The sequence below is a fragment of the Sphingomonas sp. Root720 genome, from assembly GCF_001428605.1.
GTDB lineage: Bacteria > Pseudomonadota > Alphaproteobacteria > Sphingomonadales > Sphingomonadaceae > Rhizorhabdus.
Genome location: NZ_LMID01000011.1, coordinates 16,157 through 37,007 on the forward strand (window position 1 = coordinate 16,157; position 20,851 = coordinate 37,007).

Annotated in this window: 18 protein-coding genes and 1 tRNA gene; 4 read left to right on the plus strand and 15 right to left on the minus strand. The window is 66.3% G+C overall.

Annotated features, from left to right (window positions below; genetic code table 11):
* Positions 1 to 11 precede the first annotated feature (11 nt).
* A complete protein-coding gene (locus ASE22_RS10910) occupies positions 12 to 905 on the minus strand; it encodes a septal ring lytic transglycosylase RlpA family protein (RefSeq protein ID WP_235536406.1) in 894 nt (297 codons plus the stop codon).
* Positions 889 to 1,965, minus strand: a complete 1,077-nt coding sequence (locus ASE22_RS10915; RefSeq protein WP_162248245.1) for a lytic murein transglycosylase — start codon at positions 1,963 to 1,965, stop codon at positions 889 to 891. Before ASE22_RS10915 ends, ASE22_RS10910 begins: the two co-directional genes overlap by 17 nt.
* 270 nt (positions 1,966 to 2,235) lie before the next feature.
* Here ASE22_RS10915 and ASE22_RS10920 point away from each other — a divergent pair.
* Positions 2,236 to 2,325, plus strand: a tRNA-Ser gene (locus ASE22_RS10920).
* Between the two features lie 220 nt (positions 2,326 to 2,545).
* Here ASE22_RS10920 and ASE22_RS10925 read toward each other — a convergent pair.
* Entirely contained in the window at positions 2,546 to 3,250 is a 705-nt protein-coding gene (locus ASE22_RS10925) for an RraA family protein (RefSeq protein ID WP_056361034.1), read from the minus strand.
* Between the two features lie 80 nt (positions 3,251 to 3,330).
* A complete protein-coding gene (locus ASE22_RS10930) occupies positions 3,331 to 5,379 on the minus strand; it encodes a TonB-dependent receptor (RefSeq protein ID WP_235536408.1) in 2,049 nt (682 codons plus the stop codon).
* Between ASE22_RS10930 and ASE22_RS27585 the strand changes: the two genes are divergently transcribed.
* Positions 5,354 to 5,533 (plus strand): hypothetical protein, encoded by a 180-nt coding sequence (locus tag ASE22_RS27585; RefSeq protein ID WP_235536409.1) that lies wholly within the window; start codon positions 5,354 to 5,356, stop codon positions 5,531 to 5,533. The genes ASE22_RS10930 and ASE22_RS27585 overlap by 26 nt on opposite strands.
* On the opposite strand, the gene ASE22_RS10935 is transcribed toward ASE22_RS27585, so the two are convergent.
* From ASE22_RS10935 to ASE22_RS10945, 3 genes are read right to left on the minus strand one after another with little or no spacing between them, the layout of a single operon-like run.
* On the minus strand, positions 5,514 to 6,920 hold the full coding sequence (locus ASE22_RS10935) for an MFS transporter (protein WP_056601574.1): 1,407 nt from the start codon (positions 6,918 to 6,920) through the stop codon (positions 5,514 to 5,516). The genes ASE22_RS27585 and ASE22_RS10935 overlap by 20 nt on opposite strands.
* 49 nt (positions 6,921 to 6,969) lie before the next feature.
* Complete coding sequence (locus ASE22_RS10940; protein WP_056358903.1) at positions 6,970 to 8,709, minus strand: hydantoinase B/oxoprolinase family protein; 1,740 nt, start codon at positions 8,707 to 8,709, stop codon at positions 6,970 to 6,972.
* Between the two features lie 12 nt (positions 8,710 to 8,721).
* Positions 8,722 to 10,764: a hydantoinase/oxoprolinase family protein gene (locus tag ASE22_RS10945; protein ID WP_056358905.1), complete on the minus strand. Its 2,043-nt coding sequence runs from the start codon at positions 10,762 to 10,764 to the stop codon at positions 8,722 to 8,724.
* A 359-nt stretch (positions 10,765 to 11,123) separates the two neighbouring features.
* On the opposite strand from ASE22_RS10945, the gene ASE22_RS10950 reads away from it, so the two are divergent.
* Together ASE22_RS10950 and ASE22_RS10955 are read left to right on the plus strand one after the other, a co-directional pair.
* A complete protein-coding gene (locus ASE22_RS10950; RefSeq protein WP_056358908.1) occupies positions 11,124 to 12,059 on the plus strand; it encodes a LysR family transcriptional regulator in 936 nt (311 codons plus the stop codon).
* Positions 12,060 to 12,079: 20 nt separating this feature from the next.
* Positions 12,080 to 13,003, plus strand: coding sequence for an MBL fold metallo-hydrolase (locus ASE22_RS10955; RefSeq protein WP_056361038.1), 924 nt, complete (start codon positions 12,080 to 12,082; stop codon positions 13,001 to 13,003).
* On the opposite strand, the gene ASE22_RS10960 is transcribed toward ASE22_RS10955, so the two are convergent.
* The 8 genes from ASE22_RS10960 to ASE22_RS10995 form a co-directional block, all read right to left on the minus strand.
* A complete protein-coding gene (locus ASE22_RS10960) occupies positions 13,000 to 13,374 on the minus strand; it encodes a hypothetical protein (RefSeq protein ID WP_414886668.1) in 375 nt (124 codons plus the stop codon). The genes ASE22_RS10955 and ASE22_RS10960 overlap by 4 nt on opposite strands.
* An 87-nt stretch (positions 13,375 to 13,461) precedes the next feature.
* Positions 13,462 to 13,692: a 50S ribosomal protein L31 gene (rpmE, locus tag ASE22_RS10965; protein ID WP_056358915.1), complete on the minus strand. Its 231-nt coding sequence runs from the start codon at positions 13,690 to 13,692 to the stop codon at positions 13,462 to 13,464.
* A gap of 124 nt (positions 13,693 to 13,816) precedes the next feature.
* Complete coding sequence (fabZ, locus tag ASE22_RS10970) at positions 13,817 to 14,290, minus strand: 3-hydroxyacyl-ACP dehydratase FabZ (RefSeq protein WP_056358918.1); 474 nt, start codon at positions 14,288 to 14,290, stop codon at positions 13,817 to 13,819.
* 10 nt (positions 14,291 to 14,300) lie between these two features.
* Positions 14,301 to 14,930, minus strand: a complete 630-nt coding sequence (locus tag ASE22_RS10975) for an OmpH family outer membrane protein (protein WP_056358922.1) — start codon at positions 14,928 to 14,930, stop codon at positions 14,301 to 14,303.
* Complete coding sequence (bamA, locus tag ASE22_RS10980) at positions 14,930 to 17,683, minus strand: outer membrane protein assembly factor BamA (protein WP_056358925.1); 2,754 nt, start codon at positions 17,681 to 17,683, stop codon at positions 14,930 to 14,932. The genes ASE22_RS10975 and bamA overlap by 1 nt, the downstream gene beginning before the upstream one ends.
* 70 nt (positions 17,684 to 17,753) lie before the next feature.
* A complete protein-coding gene (gene rseP / locus ASE22_RS10985) occupies positions 17,754 to 18,887 on the minus strand; it encodes an RIP metalloprotease RseP (protein WP_056358928.1) in 1,134 nt (377 codons plus the stop codon).
* Positions 18,884 to 20,041, minus strand: a complete 1,158-nt coding sequence (locus ASE22_RS10990) for a 1-deoxy-D-xylulose-5-phosphate reductoisomerase (protein WP_056358930.1) — start codon at positions 20,039 to 20,041, stop codon at positions 18,884 to 18,886. Before ASE22_RS10990 ends, rseP begins: the two co-directional genes overlap by 4 nt.
* Positions 20,042 to 20,043: 2 nt before the next feature.
* The gene (locus tag ASE22_RS10995; protein WP_056358933.1) at positions 20,044 to 20,850 is read right to left on the minus strand and encodes a phosphatidate cytidylyltransferase; all 807 of its coding nucleotides are present in this window, start codon (positions 20,848 to 20,850) and stop codon (positions 20,044 to 20,046) included.
* Position 20,851 lies beyond the last annotated feature (1 nt).

A 20,851-nucleotide genomic window follows, 5' to 3' on the forward strand; every position in this document is an offset into this window, starting at 1 on the left:
AACCTTGGCATTCACTGCGGCCCGTTACCGAAGCCGTTGCTGGCGATCCTGACCAGCCGGGCATCCTGATAGCCGTCCGACCGGACCTGCGCCAGCGCGGTCGTGGCCTCGGCCTCATTCTTATAGGGCCCCATCCGTACCCGCCAGAGGGCGCCGACGGGCTCGACCCGGCCTGCGACGAATTCGGCGACCTCCTCCGCGCGCGCGCGGGTGCCGACCGCGGCGACCTGGATGAACCAGCCGCCGACCGGCACGGCCTCGTCGGGGACGGCGGCGGCGACCCGCGGCGGCGCCTTGGGCCCGGCGGGCCGCGCGACGAATCGCTGGTTGAGTGCCGCCAGCTCGGACGCGCTGGCATAGGGCCGGTCGGTTGCGGGACGGCCCCAGCGCAGGGCGAGCCGGTCCGTCTCGGACGGGCTGACCCGGCGCACGCGGACGCGCGACACGCCGGTCCGCTCGATGCCGAGCAACTGGGCCGATCGGCGCGACAGGTCGATGATCCGGTTGGCGACGAAGGGACCGCGGTCGTTGATCCGGACGAGGATGGTCCGCCCGGTGTCGAGCGCGGTCACCTCGACATAGCTGGGCAGCGGCAGCGTCTTGTGGGCAGCGCCGACCCTGTCCATGTCGAACTGCTCGCCATTGGCGGTCTGTCCGCCATGGAATTGCGCGCCGTACCACGACGCCAGCCCGACCTCGTCATAGCCCGCGTCGTCGGACGGGTAATACCAGAGGCCGGCCACCTGATAGGGCTTGCCGATCTTGACCGGCGTGTCCGACGCGGGCCCCCTCGGCTTCGATGGCATCGGCCGATGCGCCGGTCCGGGACGCTCCGGACGCGGCACGCCGCAGCTCGCGAGCAGCAGGGCGATGCCGAAGGCGGCGGTTTTACTCGGCGATCGCATCGCCAAGCAGGCCCACCGACAGCGCATAGAAGTTCGAGCAGTTATAATCGAGGATCGACCGATAATTGGTGGTCAGCAAATAGCCGGTATTGCCGTTGCCGTCGGGCTCGATCAGCGCCGCCAGCTCATCCTCGGGCGGGACGCGGCCGCTCAGCATCATCAACCCCTTGTCGCGCCATTCGGCGATGGTCAGCCAGCGGCTCTGCCGGGCGAACACGCGCGGACAGCGCGGCGAGGACAAGGGCGAGCGGATCGCCGCTCGATCGACCCCCTCCGGAACGCGCACCGCGACGCCCCATGGGATACCGCTCTTCCATCCCGCATCGCGCAGATAATTGCCGATCGAGGCAAGCGCGTCGGGCTCGCTGCGCCAGATGTCGACCCGGCCATCATTGTCGCCGTCGATCGCGAGGCGCAGATAGACGCTCGGCAGGAACTGCGGATAGCCGGTCGCGCCCGCCCAGCTACCCTTGAGCTGGCTGCGCGGTACGCCCTTGCTCATCAGCACCAGGGTTTTCAGGAATTCGTCCGCGAACAGCTCGCGGCGCCGGCCCTCATAGGCGAGTGTTGCCAGCGCGTTGAGCAGGTCGAAATTGCCGGTGAAGGTGCCGTAGCCCGTCTCATGCCCGTAGATCGCCAGCATGATCTGCTCGGGCACGCCGGTCTCCTGCTCGATCCTCAACAGCAGCGGACGGAGCGATCCATAGCGCGAGCGGCCCATGCCGATACGGACCCGGTCGACATGGCTGGCCAGATAGGGCGCGAAGGGCGGCGGCGCCGCGGCGGAGCTGGCCCCGGGCTGCGCGCGATCGAGTCTTACGACGCGGGCGTTGAAGGTGAGCGTCGGCAGCGTCGCGTCGAACAGGGTCGGTGAAATGCCCATCCCCAGCGCGCGCGGCCGCAGGGTGGCGACGAAGGCGCGCAACTGGCTGTCCTCGCTGGGAACCACCGCGGCCGGCACATCGCTCAGCCGCGCCGCATCGTCGGGCGCCTGCCCTTCCTCCAGCACCGGCTGCGCCGCCGATGGAACGCTTCCGACAACCGCCATCATCAAAGCCATGGCCGCGGCTGCACAACGCAACGATATTCGCATTCCTACCCCTTCTTGCACGGGACTGCTTGCCACAGCTTCGACCGGGGGTGAAATGCTTTGATCGTGCGACTTGCACGAAAGGCCGCAGCGGCGATAAGGGCGGGCATCCCCCGGGTTCGCCCGATGGAGAGGCGGCGTGTGGTTCAGGCGACGGTCCTGCGAGTCGACCGGGAATTGCGGCCCCTGGGCCGTGCGGACCGGCGAAAGGGAGCGCGTTTGAAGCCGCCGAATCGGTATGGAAGAGTGTCCGAGTGGTTTAAGGAACTGGTCTTGAAAACCAGCGACGGGGCAACCCGTCCGTGGGTTCGAATCCCACCTCTTCCGCCATGCCAAGGCTGTGATCGAGTCGCTGACGAGCGAATGGCGCACCACCGCTTTGCAGCGAGCTTCGGTAGCGACGAGGTCACGCACGACTACTGTGCTGTGGCGCCTTTATCGGTCGGTTTGACTTCGCACGGCCTCTGGCGAGCGGTCTGTACATGTTTGCGCCGCCGGCGCCGGCCCGAAGGACTCCGGGCCGGCCACCTGACGCGGGGAAACCGCAGCGTCAGGCCGACTGGGCCCGCAGCGCCGCCTCGACGATCTCGGTCGCGCCGGTGACGTCGGGGTAGCAAAGGCCGGGGTTCTTGCGGAACATCTCCATGAAGCCCTGCTCGGCCTCCAGCCACTTCAGGCTGCCCTCGATCGCCTCGTCGAGCTGGTCGCGCGGGATGACGACGATGCCATTGTCGTCGGCGAGGATCGCGTCGCCGGGATTGACCGCGACGCCGCCGCAACTGATCGGGACGTTGAACTCGCCCCCCATGCCGCGATATTTGGTGGTGACGGGGCTGATGCTGCGCGCCCAGATCGGCAGGCCGACCGCGCGGGCATCGTCCATATCGTTGACCGCGCCGTCGACGATCACGCCCTCCAGCCCGGTCGCGGCGGCGGCGTGGATCGTCGCCCCGCCCCAGTTGCAGGTGCCCTGGTCCTGCCCACGGTCGATCAGCAGCACGTCGCCGGGTCGGGTGAATTTCAGCGCATAATGCGCCATCACCGAATCCGGTACGGTGATCCGCACGGTGACGGCGGTGCCGACGGTCCTGCTGCCCGGGATGCGCGGGACCATGCCCCCGTCCATGAAACCGGCCTCGAGATGGTGGCCGACCGTGCCGGTATCGAGCTTCAGCAGCGCCGCGCGCTGATCCGCGCTGATCGGCTCGGGCATCGGATTGACGACGTAGATACGCCGTTCGGGAAGCATCGCCATGTTAACCTCTTTGTCGTGCGCCGCGCGGGCGCGATGGTCGACGGGACGGGCGGGAAAGCGGCCCTCCCCGCCCGTCACGATCAGAAGCGGTAGCGGGCCTCGATGCCGTAGGTGCGCGGCTCGCCCCAGACGGCCTGATCGAGGCCGCCGAACACGCGGGCATAGGTCCGGTAATCCTGCTTGGTGAGATTCTTGCCCCACAGCGAGATCATGATGTTGCCGACCTCATAGCCGACCCGGGCATCGACCAACGTGTAGCCGCCTTCGCGATATTTGGGCAGCGCCTCGGGCTGGAGATACATGTCGCCGGTATAGGTGACGTTGCCGATCAGGAAGACCTCGCCCGGACCGGCGGGGAAGCGATAGTCGGCCTGGCCGCCGATCATCCAGTCGGGCGTGAACTCGACCCGGTTGCCCGCATAGGAGACCGACGTGGTCGATCCGATCGAGGAATAGTCGAAGCGAGTGTATTTAGCGTCGAGATAGGAGGCGTTGCCAGACAGGCTCAGGCCCTCGAACGGCCGCAGGGTCGCCTCGAACTCGAAGCCCTTGATCCGTGCCTTGCCCGCGTTCGTGACCTGCACCGACGACACGGTGCTGGCGCCGGTCGGCACCAGCTGGGCGACCTGCTTGTCCGAATAATCCATCCGGAACGCCGACAGGCTGTAGCGCAGGAGGCGGTCGAACAACTGTCCCTTGATGCCCGCCTCGTAGTTGATCACCGATTCCGGGCCGAAGGTCAGGTCGCGCGAGATCAGGTTGGCTGCACCGATCGTGTCGAGGTTGAAGCCGCCCGACTTGAAGCCCTTCGACGCCGTCGCATAGATGGTCAGCGCGCGGGTCGGCTTGTACGTCAGGCTGGCCGTCCAGGAGACGTTCTTGTCGGAGCGGCGGAGATCGTCGAAATCATAGCTGAGCACCGGGCCACGCACCTGCAGATAGGCGCCGGTCTTCTTCTCATAGGTGTAGCGCAGGCCGCCGTTCACGGTGAGCTGCGGCAGCAGGTCGTAATCGGCGTTGATGTAGGCGGCGTAGCTGTTGGTGATCGCCTTGGCGCGATTGCGTGCGCCGTTGGCCAGCGATCCGCCGATGAAGATCTCCCGAACCGCCGTGCCGCGCTGATGATAATAATAGAGGCCGCCGACGTAGCGGAAGGGGCCGTCGCCGGGCGAGGTCACCCGGAACTCCTGGCTCGCCATCTGCACGAAGTCGGTCAAGGGGTTGGAATTGAAGAGATTGATCGGCAACTGGTCGATGTCGCTCGACACCGTGACGTCGATCTTGCGATAGGCCGAGATCGACGCGAGCATCATGTCGTTGGGCAGGCTGTATTCGGCGGTGAGGTCGGTGCCCCACATGTTGCGCTTGTCGCCGTTCGGCTGGTCGCTGTTCGCCTCGAATCGGTTGCCGGTGTAATAGGGCGCCGCAGCCCCTACTCCCGAATCCATCTGGGTCTGCAGCACGGTGCGCCGGTCGCGGGTGAAGTCCGCGTTCAGCTTGACCTTCAGCGCGTCCGACGGCTTGAAGACGATCTGCGCACGGGCGCCGCGGCGGTTCTCGTCGTTGACGTCCTGATCGTTGAAGATGTTGTGGATATAGCCGTCGCGGTCATAGGTCGCGACGGTCAGCTTGGCCGACAGCGTATCGGACAGCGGGCCCGAGATGCTCGCCTGGGTGCGGAAGGCGTTGTAGTTGCCGTAGCTGGCATAGACGCTTCCCTCCAGCGTATCGCCCGGCTCCTTGGTGGTGATGTTGATCACGCCGCCGATGGTGTTCTTGCCGAACAGCGTTCCCTGCGGGCCGCGCAGCACCTCGATCTGGGCGATCTCGGCCAAGTCGGCATTGTAGCCGGATGTGCGCGGGATGTAGACGCCGTCGAGATACATGCCCACGCCGGCCTCGATGCCGATATTGCGCGAATCCCCGCCCACGCCGCGGATGGTGAGCTGGGTCGACAGGCTGCCGCGCTCGGTGAACTGCACGCCGGGCATCAGTCGCGACATGTCTCGCAGACTCTTGATGCCGGAGGCTTCGAGCTGGGCCTGGTCGAACGCCGTCACCGAGACCGGCACATCCTGCAGGCTTTCGGCGCGGCGGCGGGCCGTGACGACGATCTCTCCACTTCCCATTGCAGAAGCTTCATCATTGGTTGAAGACGGCGCCGCAAAAGCGCCATCAACTGGAGCCATGCAGATGATAAAGCCAAGCACCTTTACAGACGAACTGGAAATTATCTTCTTCATAGCCAACCCCTTTACAAAATTTATTGATTTTTATTGGTGATCGAAAATATCGATATCACAATATAGAATATTTTCGAGTTAGATTTACTTATAAGTCCCGATCGGTGATTCTTATGGGCACGGGCGAGACGGATTTTCGCGGCCGGGCCCGACCGGGTGGCCCAGGCGAGCCAGACCAGCACCGCCGTCGACACCAGCATGGCGGGTCCGACCACCAGGCCCATGGCGAGCCGCAGCGAGGTCACGTCCGCGCCCATGCCGGTGGACAATGTGCCGACAAGCGTCGGGCCGAAGCCCAGGCCGACCACGTTGATAAACAGGACGTAGAGGCCCGACACCTGTGCCCTCGCCGCCTGGGGCGTGCTGAGCTGCAGGAAGGCCGGGACCACGCCCATCGGCATCGACACGGCGAAGTGGATGCCGCCCACGACCGCCAACAGGCCGACCGGACCGTGCGGCACGGCGAGGGCCAGCGCGAACGGCAGGCCGATGGTCGCCGCCAGCGCGGCGACGCGGACATGCGCGTTTGCGACCCCCGCGCGCACCAGCGCGTCCGCCAGCCATCCGCCCGTGAGCAGCCCGACGGGGCTCGCCGTCAACACGACCAGTCCGTAGCGGACGCCGACGGTCTCGGTCGCCCAGTGAAACTCGCGGCCGAGCACGGCGGGCATCCACGACACCAGCGCATAGCTCGTCATGATGATGCCGGACATGCCGACGAACAGCGGAAGATAAAGGCCGATGCGCGACCGGACGGCGGCAGTCATCGCCGCGAAACCCCGCGCCTCGCCAGGCTGGGGCTGTCCGGCACCCCGCTCGGGCTCCCGAATCATCGCGATGAGGAGGACGAAGAGCAGGCCGGGCGTCGCGATCGCGATGAAGGTCTGCTGCCAGGGCTTGAGACCGGCGATCAGCGGCAGCCCGGCCCCGCCCCCGCCAGTGAAATGACGATAGACATAGCCGGTGATCAGCAATGCCATCCCGGCACCCAGCACGCCGCCGACCTGGAACAGGCTGATCGCCCGCCCCAGTTGCTCCTTGGGAAAGCGATCGTGGACGATCGAGTAGCTGGCAGGGGCCAGCCCCGCCTCCCCCGCCCCGACGCCGATCCGGGCGAGCAGCAGCTGGGGAAAGTTGACGGCGAGGCCGCAGGCCGCCGTCGCTATCGACCACAGACCGACGCCCAGCATGATCGTGCCCTTGCGCGACCAGCGATCGGCCAGCCAGCCGAGCGGCAATCCCATCACCGCGAAGAACAGGCCGAAGGCGATGCCCTGCAGCAGGCCGATCTGCGCGTCGCTGATGCCCAGGTCGGCCCGGATCGGATCGACCAGCAGCGACAGGCCGATCCGGTCGACGAAGGACAGGATCAGGGCGCCCATCAGCAGCAATACGACAAGCCAGTCCCTGATCCGTCCCTTTTGCATATATTTCAAATCCTTCGCATTTCCGGATTGTCGCCCGCCGCGCCGACGGTCAGGCCGACAGCTGCTCGGCTTCGGCTGCCTTGGCGTCGCCATAGGCGGCGCGGACCGCAGCCGGCGTCACCCGGCCGGCGCGGAGATCGGCCGCGATCGCCGCGATGTCGCGTGCCTCGGCGGCACCGAAACCGCCGCCGCCGGGGGTCTCGACCCGCACCGATTGGCCCGCAGCCAGCACGAGGCGCGGCTGGTTCGCCGGTATCTCCTGTTCGCTCGCGGTGCCCCGATCGCGGATGATGTGGGCCACGGCACCCTTGCCCCCGCCGAACACGCCATCGGCCGGAACGACGGTGCCCTCGCTCGACGCATAGCAGAAGGTGTCGTCGTCGAGCGCGCGGATCTGCCGGGCTATGCCCATGCCGCCGCGCCACTCGCCTTCCCCGCCGCTGTCGGCGATCAGGCTATATTCGTCGACCACCAGCGGATATTCGTTCTCCAGCGCCTCGGCGGGCAAGTTGGACGAATTGGTGATGTGGACATGGGTGCCGTCGGCGCCGTCATGCCCCGCCCTGGCGCCCGCGCCGCCGCCGATCGTCTCGACATAGACATAGGTTCCCGCGCGTCGCCGGCTGCGCCCGGAGAAGACCATCGCCGGCATCGCGTCGTTGCTCGCCGCCATCACCCGCTCGCGGGGAAGGAAGTGCGCGAAGGCACCGATGACCGAGGCGGCGACGCGCTGCGCGGTGTTCGACCGCATGCCGACCGCCGCCGGGAAGGTCGGGTTGGTGATGGTGCCCTCGGGCGCACGCATCGTGATCGAGGCGAACATGCCCTCGTTCGCCATCAGCTCGGGATCGAGCATCGTCTTCACCGCATAATAGACGCTCGCCAGCATCGCGCTCTCGGGCATGTTGTAGCTGCCGCGGCACTGGGGTCCCGATCCTTCGAAGTCGACGGTCAGGGTCTCGCCCTCGACCGTCAGGGTCGCCTTGATCGCCACCGGGTCGCCGCCGAAGCCGTCGTCGTCGAGATAGCAGACATGGCTGCCGGTTCCGTCCTTCAGCGCTGCGATCCGGTTGCGGAGGCGGCGCGCGGTGTAGGACAAGATGTCCTCGATCGACTGCTCGACCGCGTCGATGCCGAGCTGGCGGACCAGGTCGAGCATCAGCTGCGCGCCGCGCTCGTTGGCGGCGATCTGGACCTTGAGGTCGGCGACCCGGTCGGCCGGCTCGCGGCTGTTCTGGGCCAGCAGGGTGATCAGCCCCATGTCCAGTTCGCCTTCGCGGACGATGCGAACCAGAGGAATGCGAATGCCTTCCTCGAAGACCGTGCGCGCGGTCGGCGAGACCGAGCCGGGATAGGTGCCGCCGACATCCGAATGGTGGCCGATGTTCGCAGCGAAGAAGCGGCAACGCCCTTCCCAGAAGATCGGGGTGACGATGGTGATGTCGGGGGCGTGGGTGCCGCCCGCCAGATAGGCGTCGTTGCAGATGAACACGTCGCCTTCGCGGACATTCTCCAGCCCATAGCCGCCGAGCACCGTCTCGACGCCACCCGACAGCGAGCCGAGATGCATCGGTATATGCGCGGCCTGGGCGATCAGCCGCCCCTTGCCGTCGAACATCGCGACCGAGCAGTCCTTGCGCTCCTTGATGTTGGGCGAGAAGGAGGCGCGGACCAGCCGGTTGCCCATGTCCTCGGTGATCGAGAGGAGCCGGTTGGAGAAAACCTCCATCGCGATCGGATCGAACAACGGCCCTTCGGCCTTGCTGATCGGGGAATCCCTGTCTGCCATTGTCTGCAATTCCTATTCGAAGATCGACACGATGAGGTTGCCGACCGGATCGACCGTCACGGTCTGGCCGGGCTGGACGATGAGGGTCGAGCTCATCTCCTCGATGATCGCCGGACCGGCGAAGGTCCGCCCGATCGGCAGCTGCCCGCGGCGGTAGATCGATGTTTCGACCCAGCCGGTCTCCTTGCCGAAATAGACGGGGCGGCGGCCCTTGACCGGTTCGAGGCCGGGCACCGCCACGGGTGCCGAGACGGGGACCCGCGCCACCCGGCCGACGGCCTGGACGCGGCAATTGACGATCTCGACCGGACGGTCCGAAACGTCATAGCCATATTCCTGGACATGCTGGCGGCGGAAGCGCTGCACCATATCGTCCAGCCCGTCCGCCCGGACGTCGTCGAGCGGCACCGACACCTCGAAATTCTGCCCGTCGTAGCGCGCGTCGACCATGATCCGGAGTAGCTGGTCCTCCGCGGCGACGCCTTCCCGGACCAGCCAGGCGGTGGCCTCGTCGCGCATCTCGCCCAGCACGGCGCAGACCCGCCGCCACGACAGATCGCCGGCAAGGCTGAGCTCGCTGCGGACGAAATCCATGTTGATGTCGGACAGCAGGATGCCGCGCGCGCACAACGTGCCGGGTTCCTGCGGCACCAGGACGGTGCGGATACCGCAATCCTGGGCCAGGTCGCAGGCGTGGAGCGGACCGGCGCCGCCATAGGCGAACAGCGCGAAATCGCGGATGTCATGCCCGCGTTCGGTGGACACCGACCGGATCGCGCGGCTCATATTGGCATTGGCGATGCGCAGGATGCCATGCGCGGCCTCCTCGACGGACAGGCCCAGCGGGCGCGCGATCCGTTCCTCGATCGCCTGGCGCGCCGCCTCCGCATCGACGGGCAGCCGGCCTTCGAGCAGCGCGACCGGATCGAGCCGGCCCAGCACGATATTGGCGTCGGTGATCGTCGGTTCGGTCCCACCGCGGGCATAGGCGACCGGGCCGGGCGCCGCACCGGCGCTGCGCGGACCCACTTTCAATGCGCCGGCATCGTCGATCGCGGCGATGCTGCCGCCGCCGGCACCGATGACGTGGATGTCGATCATCGGGGTCTTGACCGGATAGTCGGCCACCAGGCGGTCCGACGCGAACAGCGGCTTGCCGGCGACGATCACCGATACGTCGGTCGAGGTCCCGCCCACGTCGAAGGTGACGAGGTTGGGAAAATTGGCGAAGCGACCGATCTCCGCCGCGCCGATCACGCCCGCCGCCGGTCCCGAGACGCAGGTTCGCACCGGAATCTCGCGGACGGTGGGCACCGACATCAGGCCGCCGTTCGAATGGACGGTGTTGAGTTCGCCGGTGATGCCGAGGTCGCCGACCCGGCCGAGCAGCCTTTCCAGATAGGTGCCCATGCGCGGGCCCATATAGGCGTTGAGGACGGTCGTCGACATGCGCTCGAACTCGCGGAATTCGGGCAGAACGTTCGAGGACAGGCTGACATAGGCATCGGGCAGGATCGCGCGGACGATCTCTCCGGCCCGCCGCTCATGCTCCGGACGGCGATAGCTGTGCAGGAAGCAGATCACCACCGCGCCGACACCGGCGGCGCCCAGCGCGCGGGCGGCCTCGGCTACCTGCTCCTCATCGAGCGGGACCTCGACCGTGCCGTCGGACAGGATGCGTTCGGCGACCTCGATCCGCAGTTCGCGCGGCACGAGCGGAGTCGGCCGGCCGATCGAATAGTCATAGAGATGCGGGCGAGTCTGCCGGCCGATCTCGAGCGTGTCGCGAAAGCCGCGGGTGGTGATCAGGCCCGTCAGCGCGCCCTTGCGCTCGATCACCATGTTGGTGGCGACCGTGGTGCCGTGGCCCAGGTGACGGACCAGCGCCGGATCGATGCCGTGATCGGCGATCAGTGCCGACAGTCCCGTTCCGATCGCTTCGGACGGATCGTGCGGCGTGGAAGGTACCTTGAAATAATGGACGGCCCCGCTCCCTTCATCCAGCATGGTGAAGTCGGTGAAGGTCCCGCCCACGTCGAACCCTATGCGATACATTCATCTTCCTTCTGGCAAGCGACCGGACGCCCGTGTGGGGGGCCGGCGGAGGGACGGCGCATCACGCCCACCGGATGGCGCCGTCGGTTGCCCCTGAGTACCGCCGCGCTTCCGGCGACGGCCAACGCGATTTTCCGATGGAGGTCGATCAGCATTCGTGATCGCGCCCGAAAACCGGGCGGAACCGGCCGCGCCAACATCCGCCGATCGGATTCCATCGGAAGAAATGATTGGGCCCCTCCGCCTCCGGTCCGGCTATGGTCGGAACAGGCGACGTGCCGGCCCGCGGGGGGCTGGCGGTTCGGCGGACGGCGGCTAGCATGTCGGCCGCAAGGGACTGATCGGGACGGAAGACGCAGATGAACACACGGTTCCTGGAAACCTTCATCTGGCTGGCGCGGCTGAAGAGCTTCAGCCGCACCGCCGAGCGGATGCACGCGAGCCAGCCAGCCGTCTCGGGCCGGATCGTCGCGCTCGAGGAGTTGCTGGGCGTCACCCTCTACGAGCGCAGTTCCAAGGGGTTCGAGCTAACGGCCGCCGGTCGCCGCATCCTCGATCGCTGCGAGCAGATCGTCCAGCTGTCCAAGGAGCTGAAGTCGATCGCGTCGGAGGACAATGTGCTCGGACGCCCCGTCCGCATCGGCGCATCCGACGTCATCACGCTTAGCTGGATGGGCGATCTCACCGCCGTCCTGGCCAGCAAATATGTCGACTATCAATTCGACATCGTCACCGACAGCGCCAACAATCTCAGCCGGATGCTGATGGCGGACGAGATCGACATCGCGCTGGTCGCCAACGGGATCGACGAGAGCCGGATCGTCAACGCGCCGCTGTGCAACTATCGCGTCGAGTGGCTCGCCAATCCCCGCAAATTCGACGTCGCCAAGCCGATCAACATCGAGCAGTTGTGCGAGATGCCGATCATCATGCCGCCACGGGGAACGCCCGGCTATAACTGGCAGGTCGGCTATCTGAAACGGCACAACCCGAACTATTCGCCTGACCGTCCGTCGCCGCTGCGCATTTCCTGCGGCTATTCGCCCGCCACCGGGATCCAGATGGTGGCGCAGGGTTTCGGCGTGCTGCCGGTGCCGCTCCTTCTCGCCCGCCCCTGGATCGCATCGGGCGAGGTCGCCCCGCTCAAGGTCAGGGAAAGCTTCCCGGCCTGGGCGATGAACGCCTGCTACAAGTCGCCGCCGACCATTCCGATCATCGTCAGCCTCGTCGAAACCGCCCAGGCGGTGGCCAAGGCCTTCGCGGACCGGCGCGGCGGTTCCGATTTCTGGCCATGATCGAAGGAGGATTCGCGCCGATGTCCAACGATCCGGCCCTAGCCAGGGCGAGCGGGCAGATCAACGCGGCGGCAGCCCGGCCGGCGGTCATGGGCTTTTTCGATCCCGGGACCTCGACCATATCCTATGTGGTCCACGACCCCGAGAGCCGCGACGCCGCCATTGTCGATCCGGTGATGGGTTATGATCCGGCCTCGGGACGCACCGACAGCGCCCCGGCGGACCGTATCGCCGCCCATGTCGAGGCGCAGGGTCTGCGCGTCACATGGCTGCTCGAAACCCACGTCCATGCCGATCACCTCTCGGCGGCGCCCTATCTGCAGGAACGGGTCGGCGGCGTGATCGCGATCGGCGAGCATATCTCCGCCGTCCAGACCAGCTTCGGCCGCCTGTTTCGCCCCGGAAGCGAATTCGTCGCCGATGGAGCGGACTTCGACCGGCTGTTCGCCGACGGCGATCGCTTCCGCATCGGCGGGCTGGACGCGACCGTGCTCCATGTGCCCGGACATACGCCGGCCTGCGTCGCCTATGTGGTGGGCGACGCGGTCTTCGTCGGCGACACCATGTTCATGCCCGATTACGGTACCGCCCGGGCTGATTTTCCGGGCGGGGATGCCCGGCAGCTGTTCCGTTCGCTACGCCGTATCCTGCGGCTGCCCGGACATGCCCGTCTGTTCATGTGTCACGACTATCTGCCCGCTGGCCGCGACACCTATCAGTGGGAGAGCACCGTCGAGGCCGAACGGCGCGGCAATATCCATGCCCATGACGGGATCAGCGAGGATGCCTTCGTCGCCATGCGCGAAGGCCGCGATGCGGGCCTGGCGGTGCCCCGGCTGCTGCTGCCGTCGATTCAGGTCAACATGCGCGCGGGCCGCCCGCCCGCGCCCGAGGATAACGGCATCCGCTATCTGCGGATTCCGCTGGACGCCTTCCCCGGTTAGAACGACCGGCGCGTACCGCTTCCAGGAACGAAACGCTCCAGCAGCAGCGCCAACGCCAGCGCGACCAGGATTGCGGCACTGTCCGCCGCCCAGTCCCGGAAGCTGGCGTCTCGTTGCAGGATCGGGATGGCCTGGGTGAGTTCGATCAGGATGCCGAACAGCGACAGCCCGACGCCCAGGCGCCAGGCGGCGGCCCTACGATAGGCCGCGCGGCCGAGCAGCGTCAGGACGAAGAAGGCCGCAATATGGTTGACCTTGTCGCCGGCACCAAGGCTGGGCGCCTGCGGCGCCGGCATGATCGCCAGCGCATAGACGACCAGCATCGTCGTCCAGAAGATGGGCACCCGGAAGCGACTATAGAGGCTTGTCACCAGCATTCCCCGCGACGATGTGGCCCGAAAATGAAAATGGCCGGGCGATGCCCAGCCATATCCATGCCCGAATGCTCGGCGCCAGGCTTATTTCTTGCCGAGGGTGAGCCCGCCGAAACGCTTGTTGAAGCGCGCAACCTGGCCGCCCGCGTCGAGCATGTGCGACTTGCCGCCGGTCCAGGCCGGATGCACCGACGGATCGATGTCGAGCTGCAGCGTGTCGCCCTCAGCGCCGTAGGTCGAGCGGGTCTTGTAGGTGGTACCGTCGACCAGCTGCACCGTGATGCTGTGGTAGTCGGGATGGATATCTTTCTTCATCGTCTTCTGGCTCCAGAAAAATGGCTGGTTTCCGACCAGCCGGGAAGCGAAGCGGCGCCTCTACAGCGTCGGCCTTCATAAGGCAAGGCAGCTTCCTTCCTGGATGCTCCAGGAAGGAAGGACGTCATTCGGCGGGCGGATCCGCGATCATCGCCGTGAAATTGGCCTGGGCGGCGAGTTTGTCGCCGATATAGGCCTTGCCCTCGAACTTGCAGACGCTGGCGCGCTTCTGGACGAAGGCGACTTCCAGGCGAAGCAGAACGCCGGGCTCGACCGGCGTGCGAAACTTCGCCTCGTCGATCGCCATGAAGTAGACGAGCTTGCCCGAACCCGCGAGCCCCAGCGACTCGACCGCGAGAATCCCGGCCGCCTGCGCCATCGCCTCCACGATCAACACGCCCGGCATGATCGGACGCCCGGGGAAATGCCCCTGGAAGAAATTCTCGTTGATCGTGACGGCCTTGATCGCCGTGATCCGCTCGTCGACCACCAGTTCCTCGACGCGATCGACGAGGAGCAACGGGTAACGATGCGGCAGTGCGGCCATGACCCGCCGGATATCCAGCGGGCCAAGCCTCTTCGAAACAGCGTCGCTCATCGAGGCGTCGTCAGCGTCCCGCCGCAGCGGCGGCCTGCTGGGCCTGGCCCGGCTGCCAATTGGCCGGCGGGGTGATCGAGACGCTCGGCACCAGCGCATTGAGCTGGGCGATGACGTCGGCGGTCAGGTCCGAACCGCCCTGCACGGCGACGACGGCTTCCGGACCGATGACGAGGCCGACCTTCTTGGCGGTCATCGCGGCCTTCAGGGCCTGCTCGACCTTGGCGCCGATCTGCTCCTTCACATAGGCCTGCGGACGGGCGACCGGGGCCGCAAGCCGCTGCAGCTCTGCCTGGGCGGCCTGGCCCTTCTGCTGGAAGCCGGCGATCTTGGCGTCCAGCGTGGCCTTCGGCGTCGCCGGGTTCTTCTGCAGATTCTCGATCTCGGTGCGCAGCGGCGCCAACTCGGCCTGGATCGCGGTCTGGCGGGTCTGAAGCGCGGTAAGCTGCGCCTTGTAGGTGGTTTCGATCTGCTTCATCGCCGATGCATAAGCAGCCGAGCCGCCCACCGCGCCTTCGAGGTCGACGACGGCGACACCGGTGTTGACGGCGGCGGGTGCCGCAGCGGCCTGCGCATTGGCCGCGGCGGGTATGAGCGCGAGAGCGGCCACACTGGCCGCCATCTTCAGAAGCGATGTCATCAGAACTGTGTCCCTACGTTGAAAGTGAAGAGCTTGGTATTGTCGCCGCGCTCCTTGAGGAGCGCCTTCGCGACGTCGATGCGGAAGGGCCCGAAGGGCGAGTTCCAGTTGACGCCGAAACCAACCGAGAGGCGCGGCTTGGCACTATCGCCGACGAAATCCTCGCGGAAGGGCGAGATCGAATTGGTCGCCTTGTCGTTAGTGACGCCGGGCACGCCGCCGACGCACGGTTTCTTCGCCGAGTCGGAATAACCGACCGCGCACAAGGTGGTGAAGCCGGCATTGTCCTGGCCTGCGGCGACGATGTAGATTTGCCGACCTTGGGAATCGAGCTGATTGCGGATGACCGGAATATAGTTGCCGTTCTCGTCCTTAAGGAACGGGTAGCCGGCATTTTCCGGCGCGGTCAGCGCTGGCTTCTTCACTCCGAACACCGCGCCGACATCCATGAATATCGACGGCCGCAGGCCCAACTCGCGGGCGCCGTTGCCGAGCGGGATCTCCAGTTCAAGGCGGCCCTTGTAATAGGTGTTGCCGCCCAGCGCGTCGTCGGTCGTCAGGTTGTTGTTGCTGGTCTCGGCAAACTGCCCCGTCTGCGGATCGATGAAGCGACGGATCACGCGCGGGCCGACGCCACGGATGCCGAAGCCGCGCATGTCGGGTTCGCCGAGGTAGAAGCGGTCGACCAGGCGAATGTCCTGGCCGAGGCCCTTGATATAGCCGCCCTCGGCACCCGCCGAGAAGATGAAGCCGCCGCCCAGCCCCCAATATTTGGTCGCCTGCACCGACGACTTGATATAGCGGACCTTGCCGCCAAGGCCGGCGAAGTCCTGGCTGAACACCGCGCGCTGGCCGCGTGACGGCCGGATGCGGTTGTTGAGGTTGTCGAACACCAGCGAATAGCCGACCGACGAGGTCAGGCGGTTGCCGATCGCGTCGCAAAGATAGCGGCCCGCGATGATCGGATCGCAGGAGTCGCGAACGCCGTCATTGTCCGTGTCGGTGTAATAGGTGAACTTGTTGAGCGCGACCTTGTCGTAGCTCAGGCCATAGCGGGTCGCGAGGGTGATAAACTCGGTCAGCGGCACGCCGGCGCGGATCTGGAAGCCGGTGGTCGTCTGCTCGTAGGTGGTGTTGCGATCATTGCCTGAGAAGCTGAACGAATTATAGTCGCGGCGGAACAGGTCGACGCCGACCGCAATGTTCTTGTCGAACACATAAGGCTCGGTGAAACCGAGCTCGATCGACTTCGAATAGGTCGAGTAGCTGACGCCGGCGCGGAGCTCCTGCCCCTTGCCCATGAAGTTGCGCTCGCGGATCGACAGGTCGACGATGAAGCGCTCGAGGCTCGAATAGCCCGCAGACACCTGCAGCTCGCCGGTGGATTTCTCCTCGACATTGGCCTCGAGGACGACGCGGTCGGGCGCGGAGCCGGGCTTCTGCTCGACTTCGAACTTGTCCTGGAAGAAACCCAGCGACTGGATGCGGTCGCGCGAGCGCTTGACCTTGAAGCTGTTGAAGGCATCGCCTTCCGACAAGCGGAATTCGCGGCGGACGACCTTGTCCTTGGTATGCGTGTTGCCGTTGATGTCGATCCGCTCGACATAGACGCGCGGCGACTGGTTGATCTTGAAGACCACCCCCATCGTCAACTCGTCCTTGTCGCGATTGAAATCGGGACGGACGTCGGGGGTGAAGCCGAACACGCCGGTTGCCTCGGTGATCGAGTCGACCGTGTCCTCGACGAGCTTGGCGTTGTACCAGTCGCCCTTGTGCATCGGCAGCAGATATTTGAACGTCGACGCCTTGATGTCGCGAATATCGCTCTCGAGGTCGACGTCGCCGAATTTATAGCGCTGCCCTTCCTCGACCACATAGGTGATGATGAAGTCCTTCTTGTCCGGCGTCAGCTCGGCCACGGCGGACACCACGCGGAAGTCGGCATAGCCTTGCGTCAGGTAATATTGGCGCAACTTCTGCTGGTCGTAGGACATGCGGTCGGGATCGTAGCTGGTACCCGACGAGAAGATCTTGGTGATGCCGGTCTGCTTGGTCGCCATTTCGCCGCGCAGGCGGCCATCGGAAAACTTCTCGTTGCCGATGATATTGATCTTGCGGACCTTTGACTTGTCGCCCTCGTGGATCTCGAAGATGATGTCGACGCGGTTCTGGTCGAGCTGGACCATCTTCGGCTCGACGGTTGCGGCGAAGCGGCCCTGGCGGCGGTACAGCTCGATGATCCGGTTGACGTCGGCGCGGACCTTCGACCGGGTGAAGATCTGGCGTGGCGCCAGCTTGATCTCCGGATTGATCTTGTCCGACTTGAGTCGCTTGTTGCCTTCCAGCACGATGCGGTTGACGACCGGGTTCTCGCGCACCTGGAGGGTGATGTTGCCCGAACCGTCGTCGCGCACCTGCACGTCCGCGAACAGCTCGGTCTCGTAGAGATCCTTCAGCGCCTGATCGAGCGCCTCGCGGGTGTAGGTCTCGCCCGGAGCCAGCTTGACGTAGGACCGTACCGTATCGGGTTCCAGACGCTCCGACCCGGCGACATTGACCGATTTGATGACGCCCAGTTCGCGTGCCGGCGCGAGCGCGGCAGGCTCCGACGCCGCGGGGACCGGTGCCGGCGTCGCGGGTGCCGCGGCCGCCTGCTGCGCCAGCGCCGGCTGCGCGAGGCCGCCGAGCATCGTGCCGACGAGAAGCGCCGACACAAGTCGCGCCCGATGAAAGTTCGTCGTCGTCGCCGTCACGCGTTCCCCGCCTCGAAAGAATCCCTGGCTCCAGATCGCAGGAGCGTGCGCATGCACTGCCCCAACAAGCTCAGCCGATCAACCCGGCAAGCCGTTCCAGTGCCCCTAACGAGAGAATATCGTTGAGCGTCACGAAGATCATGAACGACAGCAGCACCGCCAGCCCCGATCGAAACGCCCATTCCATCGCCCTTTCCGGCACAGGCCGGCGCGCTATTCCCTCGAACAGGTAGAAGACCAGATGACCACCGTCGAGCATGGGAATTGGCAACAGGTTGATGAATCCCAGATTAATCGAAATAAGCGCCATGAGCATGACGAAGTTGAGCAGGCCCAGTGACGCCTGCTGTCCGGACACCTGGGCGATCTTGATAGGGCCGCCAAGTTCCTTGACGGAACGGCGGCCGGTAACGATCTGGCCGAGCGTATCGACCATCATGCGGACGATACCGAAGGTCTGGCGGGTCGCTTCCACCGGGAGTTCGTGCAGCGGTACCGGCACCACGATCTGCGGCCCCGACATCACGCCGATCGTTCCCTTGCGGAATTCGTTGCCGAAGCGGTCGCGCTCGACATTGGCGGCGGGTACTACGAACACGGTCTTCTCGGCCGAACCGCGGACGAAATCGATGCGCAGCCGCTCCTCCGGGCGAAAACGGATCATGTCGGCGAGATCATCGAACCGCTCGATCGGGCGCCCCTCGATCGCGACGACCCGGTCGCCGGGCCGCATGCCCGCCTCGGCTGCCGGCGATCCCTCCATCACCGCCGAGATGATCGACGGGGTGCGCGGCGCGCCATAGGCCGCGAAAAAGGCCATGAAGATGGCGATCGCCACGATGAAGTTGGTGAAGGGGCCGGCGAAGACGATCAGGAAGCGCTGCCACACCGGCTTGGCCTGGAAGGTCTTCGCGCGCTCCTCGGGTGGCAGCGCGAGCCATTCGGGTGTCGGCGTGCTCGCAGGGTTCATGTCGCCCGCGAATTTGACATAGCCCCCCATCGGCATCCAGCCGAGCTTCCAGCGGGTACCGCGCGAATCGGTATAGCCGGCAATCTCCCGCCCGAAGCCGATCGAGAAGGCGTCGGCCTTCACGCCGAACCAGCGTCCTGCAAAATAATGCCCGAGTTCGTGGACGAAGATCAGCGGCCCGATGACGAGCAGAAACGCCAATAGCGTGAAGAGGATACCGGGACTATCTGTCACGCCGTCATAATCTCCATGGCCGCCTGCGCGGCCCTGCGGGCGCCGGCGTCGATTGCGAAGACATCGTCGATCGAGACCGGGGCCGGCGGATCATAGCGGTCCAAGGCTTTGCGCACGATTAACGCGATGTCGAGGAAGCCGATGCGTCCGTCGAGAAAGGCGGCGACCGCCACTTCGTTCGCGGCGTTGAGGATCGCCGAGCGGGCGCCCCCGGCCGCCAGCACCTCCAGCGCGATCGTCAGCGCCGGAAAACGTTCATGGTCCGGCGCCAGGAAATCGAGCCGGCCGATCGCGGCGAGATCGAGCGGTCGGCACGGGGTCGCCATGCGCTGCGGCCAGGCGAGACTATGGGCGATCGGAGTCCGCATGTCGGGGGTACCGAGCTGGGCCAGCACCGACCCGTCGACATAGTCGACGAGCGCATGGACGACCGATTGCGGGTGGATGATGGCGTCGAAGCCGTCGGCCGGCAGCGGGAAAAGGTGGAACGCCTCGATCAGTTCGAGGCCCTTGTTCATCAGGGTCGCGGAATCGACCGAGATCTTGGCGCCCATTGACCAGTTGGGATGTTTGACCGCCTGGGCCGGGGTCGCCGCGCGCATCGCCTCGATGCTCCAGTCGCGGAACGGGCCGCCGCTCGCGGTCAGCGTGATCTTGCGGATGCTGCCCGGCGCGGCATGATCGAAACATTGGAAAACGGCATTATGCTCGGAATCCACCGGCAGCAGCGTCGCACCGTGCGCCTGCGCGGCATCTGTCACCAGCGCGCCGGCCGAGACCAGCGATTCCTTGTTGGCGAGCGCCACCGTCCCGCCTCCGGCCAGCGCGGCCATGGTCGGACGAAGACCCGCGATCCCGACGATCGCCGCCATCGTCCAGTCGGCGCCGAGCGCGGCGGCGTCGACGATCGCCTGCTCGCCCGACGCGACCCGGGTCTTCGTCCCCGCCAGCGCGGCCTTGAGGTCCTCGTACCGCGCGGGATCGCCGATCACGGCCAACGCGGCCCCCGTCCTGCGCGCTGCCGCTGCCAGCCCGTCGACGTCGCGCTGCGCGGTCAGTGCGGCTACCCGGAAACGATCGGGCTCGCGCTCGACGAGGTCGAGCGTCGAGGTCCCGACCGAGCCGGTCGCGCCGAGGATGGTGACGCTCCGCACGCTCACAATAGGCCTCCCGCCACAGCCGCCGCGACGAGCACCGCCACCGGGACCACGCCATCGAGCCGATCGAGCACGCCGCCATGGCCGGGCAGCAGCTTGCCGCTGTCCTTCACGCCCGAGCGCCGCTTGAGCCAGCTTTCGAACAGGTCCCCCATCTGTGCCGCGACCGCGAGCGGCGCGGCGGCAACCCAGCAGAATAGCGGCAGGCCGGCGGACCATGCGAGCAGCGCGCCGATGACGGCGGCGGCGACCATCCCCCCGATCAATCCCGCCCATGTCTTGTTGGGGCTGAGCGCCGGCGCGAGCCTGGGCCCGCCGATCGCCCGACCGGCGAAGAAAGCGCCGATGTCGGTCGCCCAGACGACGACGAGCGTCCAGAGCGCGAGGAAAAGCCCCTGCCCCGGCTGCTCACGCAGGAAGACCAGGGCCACCGCCGGAAACACCGCGTAGAGCACCCCCGCGCCGAGGCACGCGCGAAAGCTGACGACCGCGAGCAGGATCGCCGCCAGTCCGGTCAAATCGACGGTCTGTGCGATCAGCCGTCCCGAAAGGGGGCCGAGCATCGCCGGATCGGCGAAGGAGATCGCCGACAGCATGAGCGCGGCGACGATCACCGCACCGAGAATCACCTGCCAGCGGCCCGCCCTGGCCATGGCGGCCCATTCCACCATCATCAGCACCGCGAGCAGCGACGACAAACCCCAGAAGACCAGCCCGCCCAGCCACAGCGCGGCGATGGCCACAGCGATCATGGCGATACCGGACAGGATGCGGAGACGCAGTTCGGAGGCCGGAGCCTGTGCCATC

Excerpts from the sequence above, each read along its gene's own strand:
- ASE22_RS10910 (WP_235536406.1), bottom strand. The coding sequence starts at position 905 with ATGCGATCGCCGAGTAAAACCGCCGCCTTCGGCATCGCCCTGCTGCTC.
- ASE22_RS10915 (WP_162248245.1), bottom strand. The coding sequence starts at position 1,965 with ATGGCTTTGATGATGGCGGTTGTCGGAAGCGTTCCATCGGCGGCGCAG.
- ASE22_RS10925 (WP_056361034.1), bottom strand. The coding sequence starts at position 3,250 with ATGGCGATGCTTCCCGAACGGCGTATCTACGTCGTCAATCCGATGCCC.
- ASE22_RS10930 (WP_235536408.1), bottom strand. The coding sequence starts at position 5,379 with ATGGGAAGTGGAGAGATCGTCGTCACGGCCCGCCGCCGCGCCGAAAGC.
- ASE22_RS10935 (WP_056601574.1), bottom strand. The coding sequence starts at position 6,920 with ATGCAAAAGGGACGGATCAGGGACTGGCTTGTCGTATTGCTGCTGATG.
- ASE22_RS10940 (WP_056358903.1), bottom strand. The coding sequence starts at position 8,709 with ATGGCAGACAGGGATTCCCCGATCAGCAAGGCCGAAGGGCCGTTGTTC.
- ASE22_RS10945 (WP_056358905.1), bottom strand. The coding sequence starts at position 10,764 with ATGTATCGCATAGGGTTCGACGTGGGCGGGACCTTCACCGACTTCACC.
- ASE22_RS10950 (WP_056358908.1), top strand. The coding sequence starts at position 11,124 with ATGAACACACGGTTCCTGGAAACCTTCATCTGGCTGGCGCGGCTGAAG.
- ASE22_RS10955 (WP_056361038.1), top strand. The coding sequence starts at position 12,080 with ATGTCCAACGATCCGGCCCTAGCCAGGGCGAGCGGGCAGATCAACGCG.
- rpmE (WP_056358915.1), bottom strand. The coding sequence starts at position 13,692 with ATGAAGAAAGATATCCATCCCGACTACCACAGCATCACGGTGCAGCTG.
- fabZ (WP_056358918.1), bottom strand. The coding sequence starts at position 14,290 with ATGAGCGACGCTGTTTCGAAGAGGCTTGGCCCGCTGGATATCCGGCGG.
- ASE22_RS10975 (WP_056358922.1), bottom strand. The coding sequence starts at position 14,930 with ATGACATCGCTTCTGAAGATGGCGGCCAGTGTGGCCGCTCTCGCGCTC.
- ASE22_RS10995 (WP_056358933.1), bottom strand. The coding sequence starts at position 20,850 with ATGGCACAGGCTCCGGCCTCCGAACTGCGTCTCCGCATCCTGTCCGGT.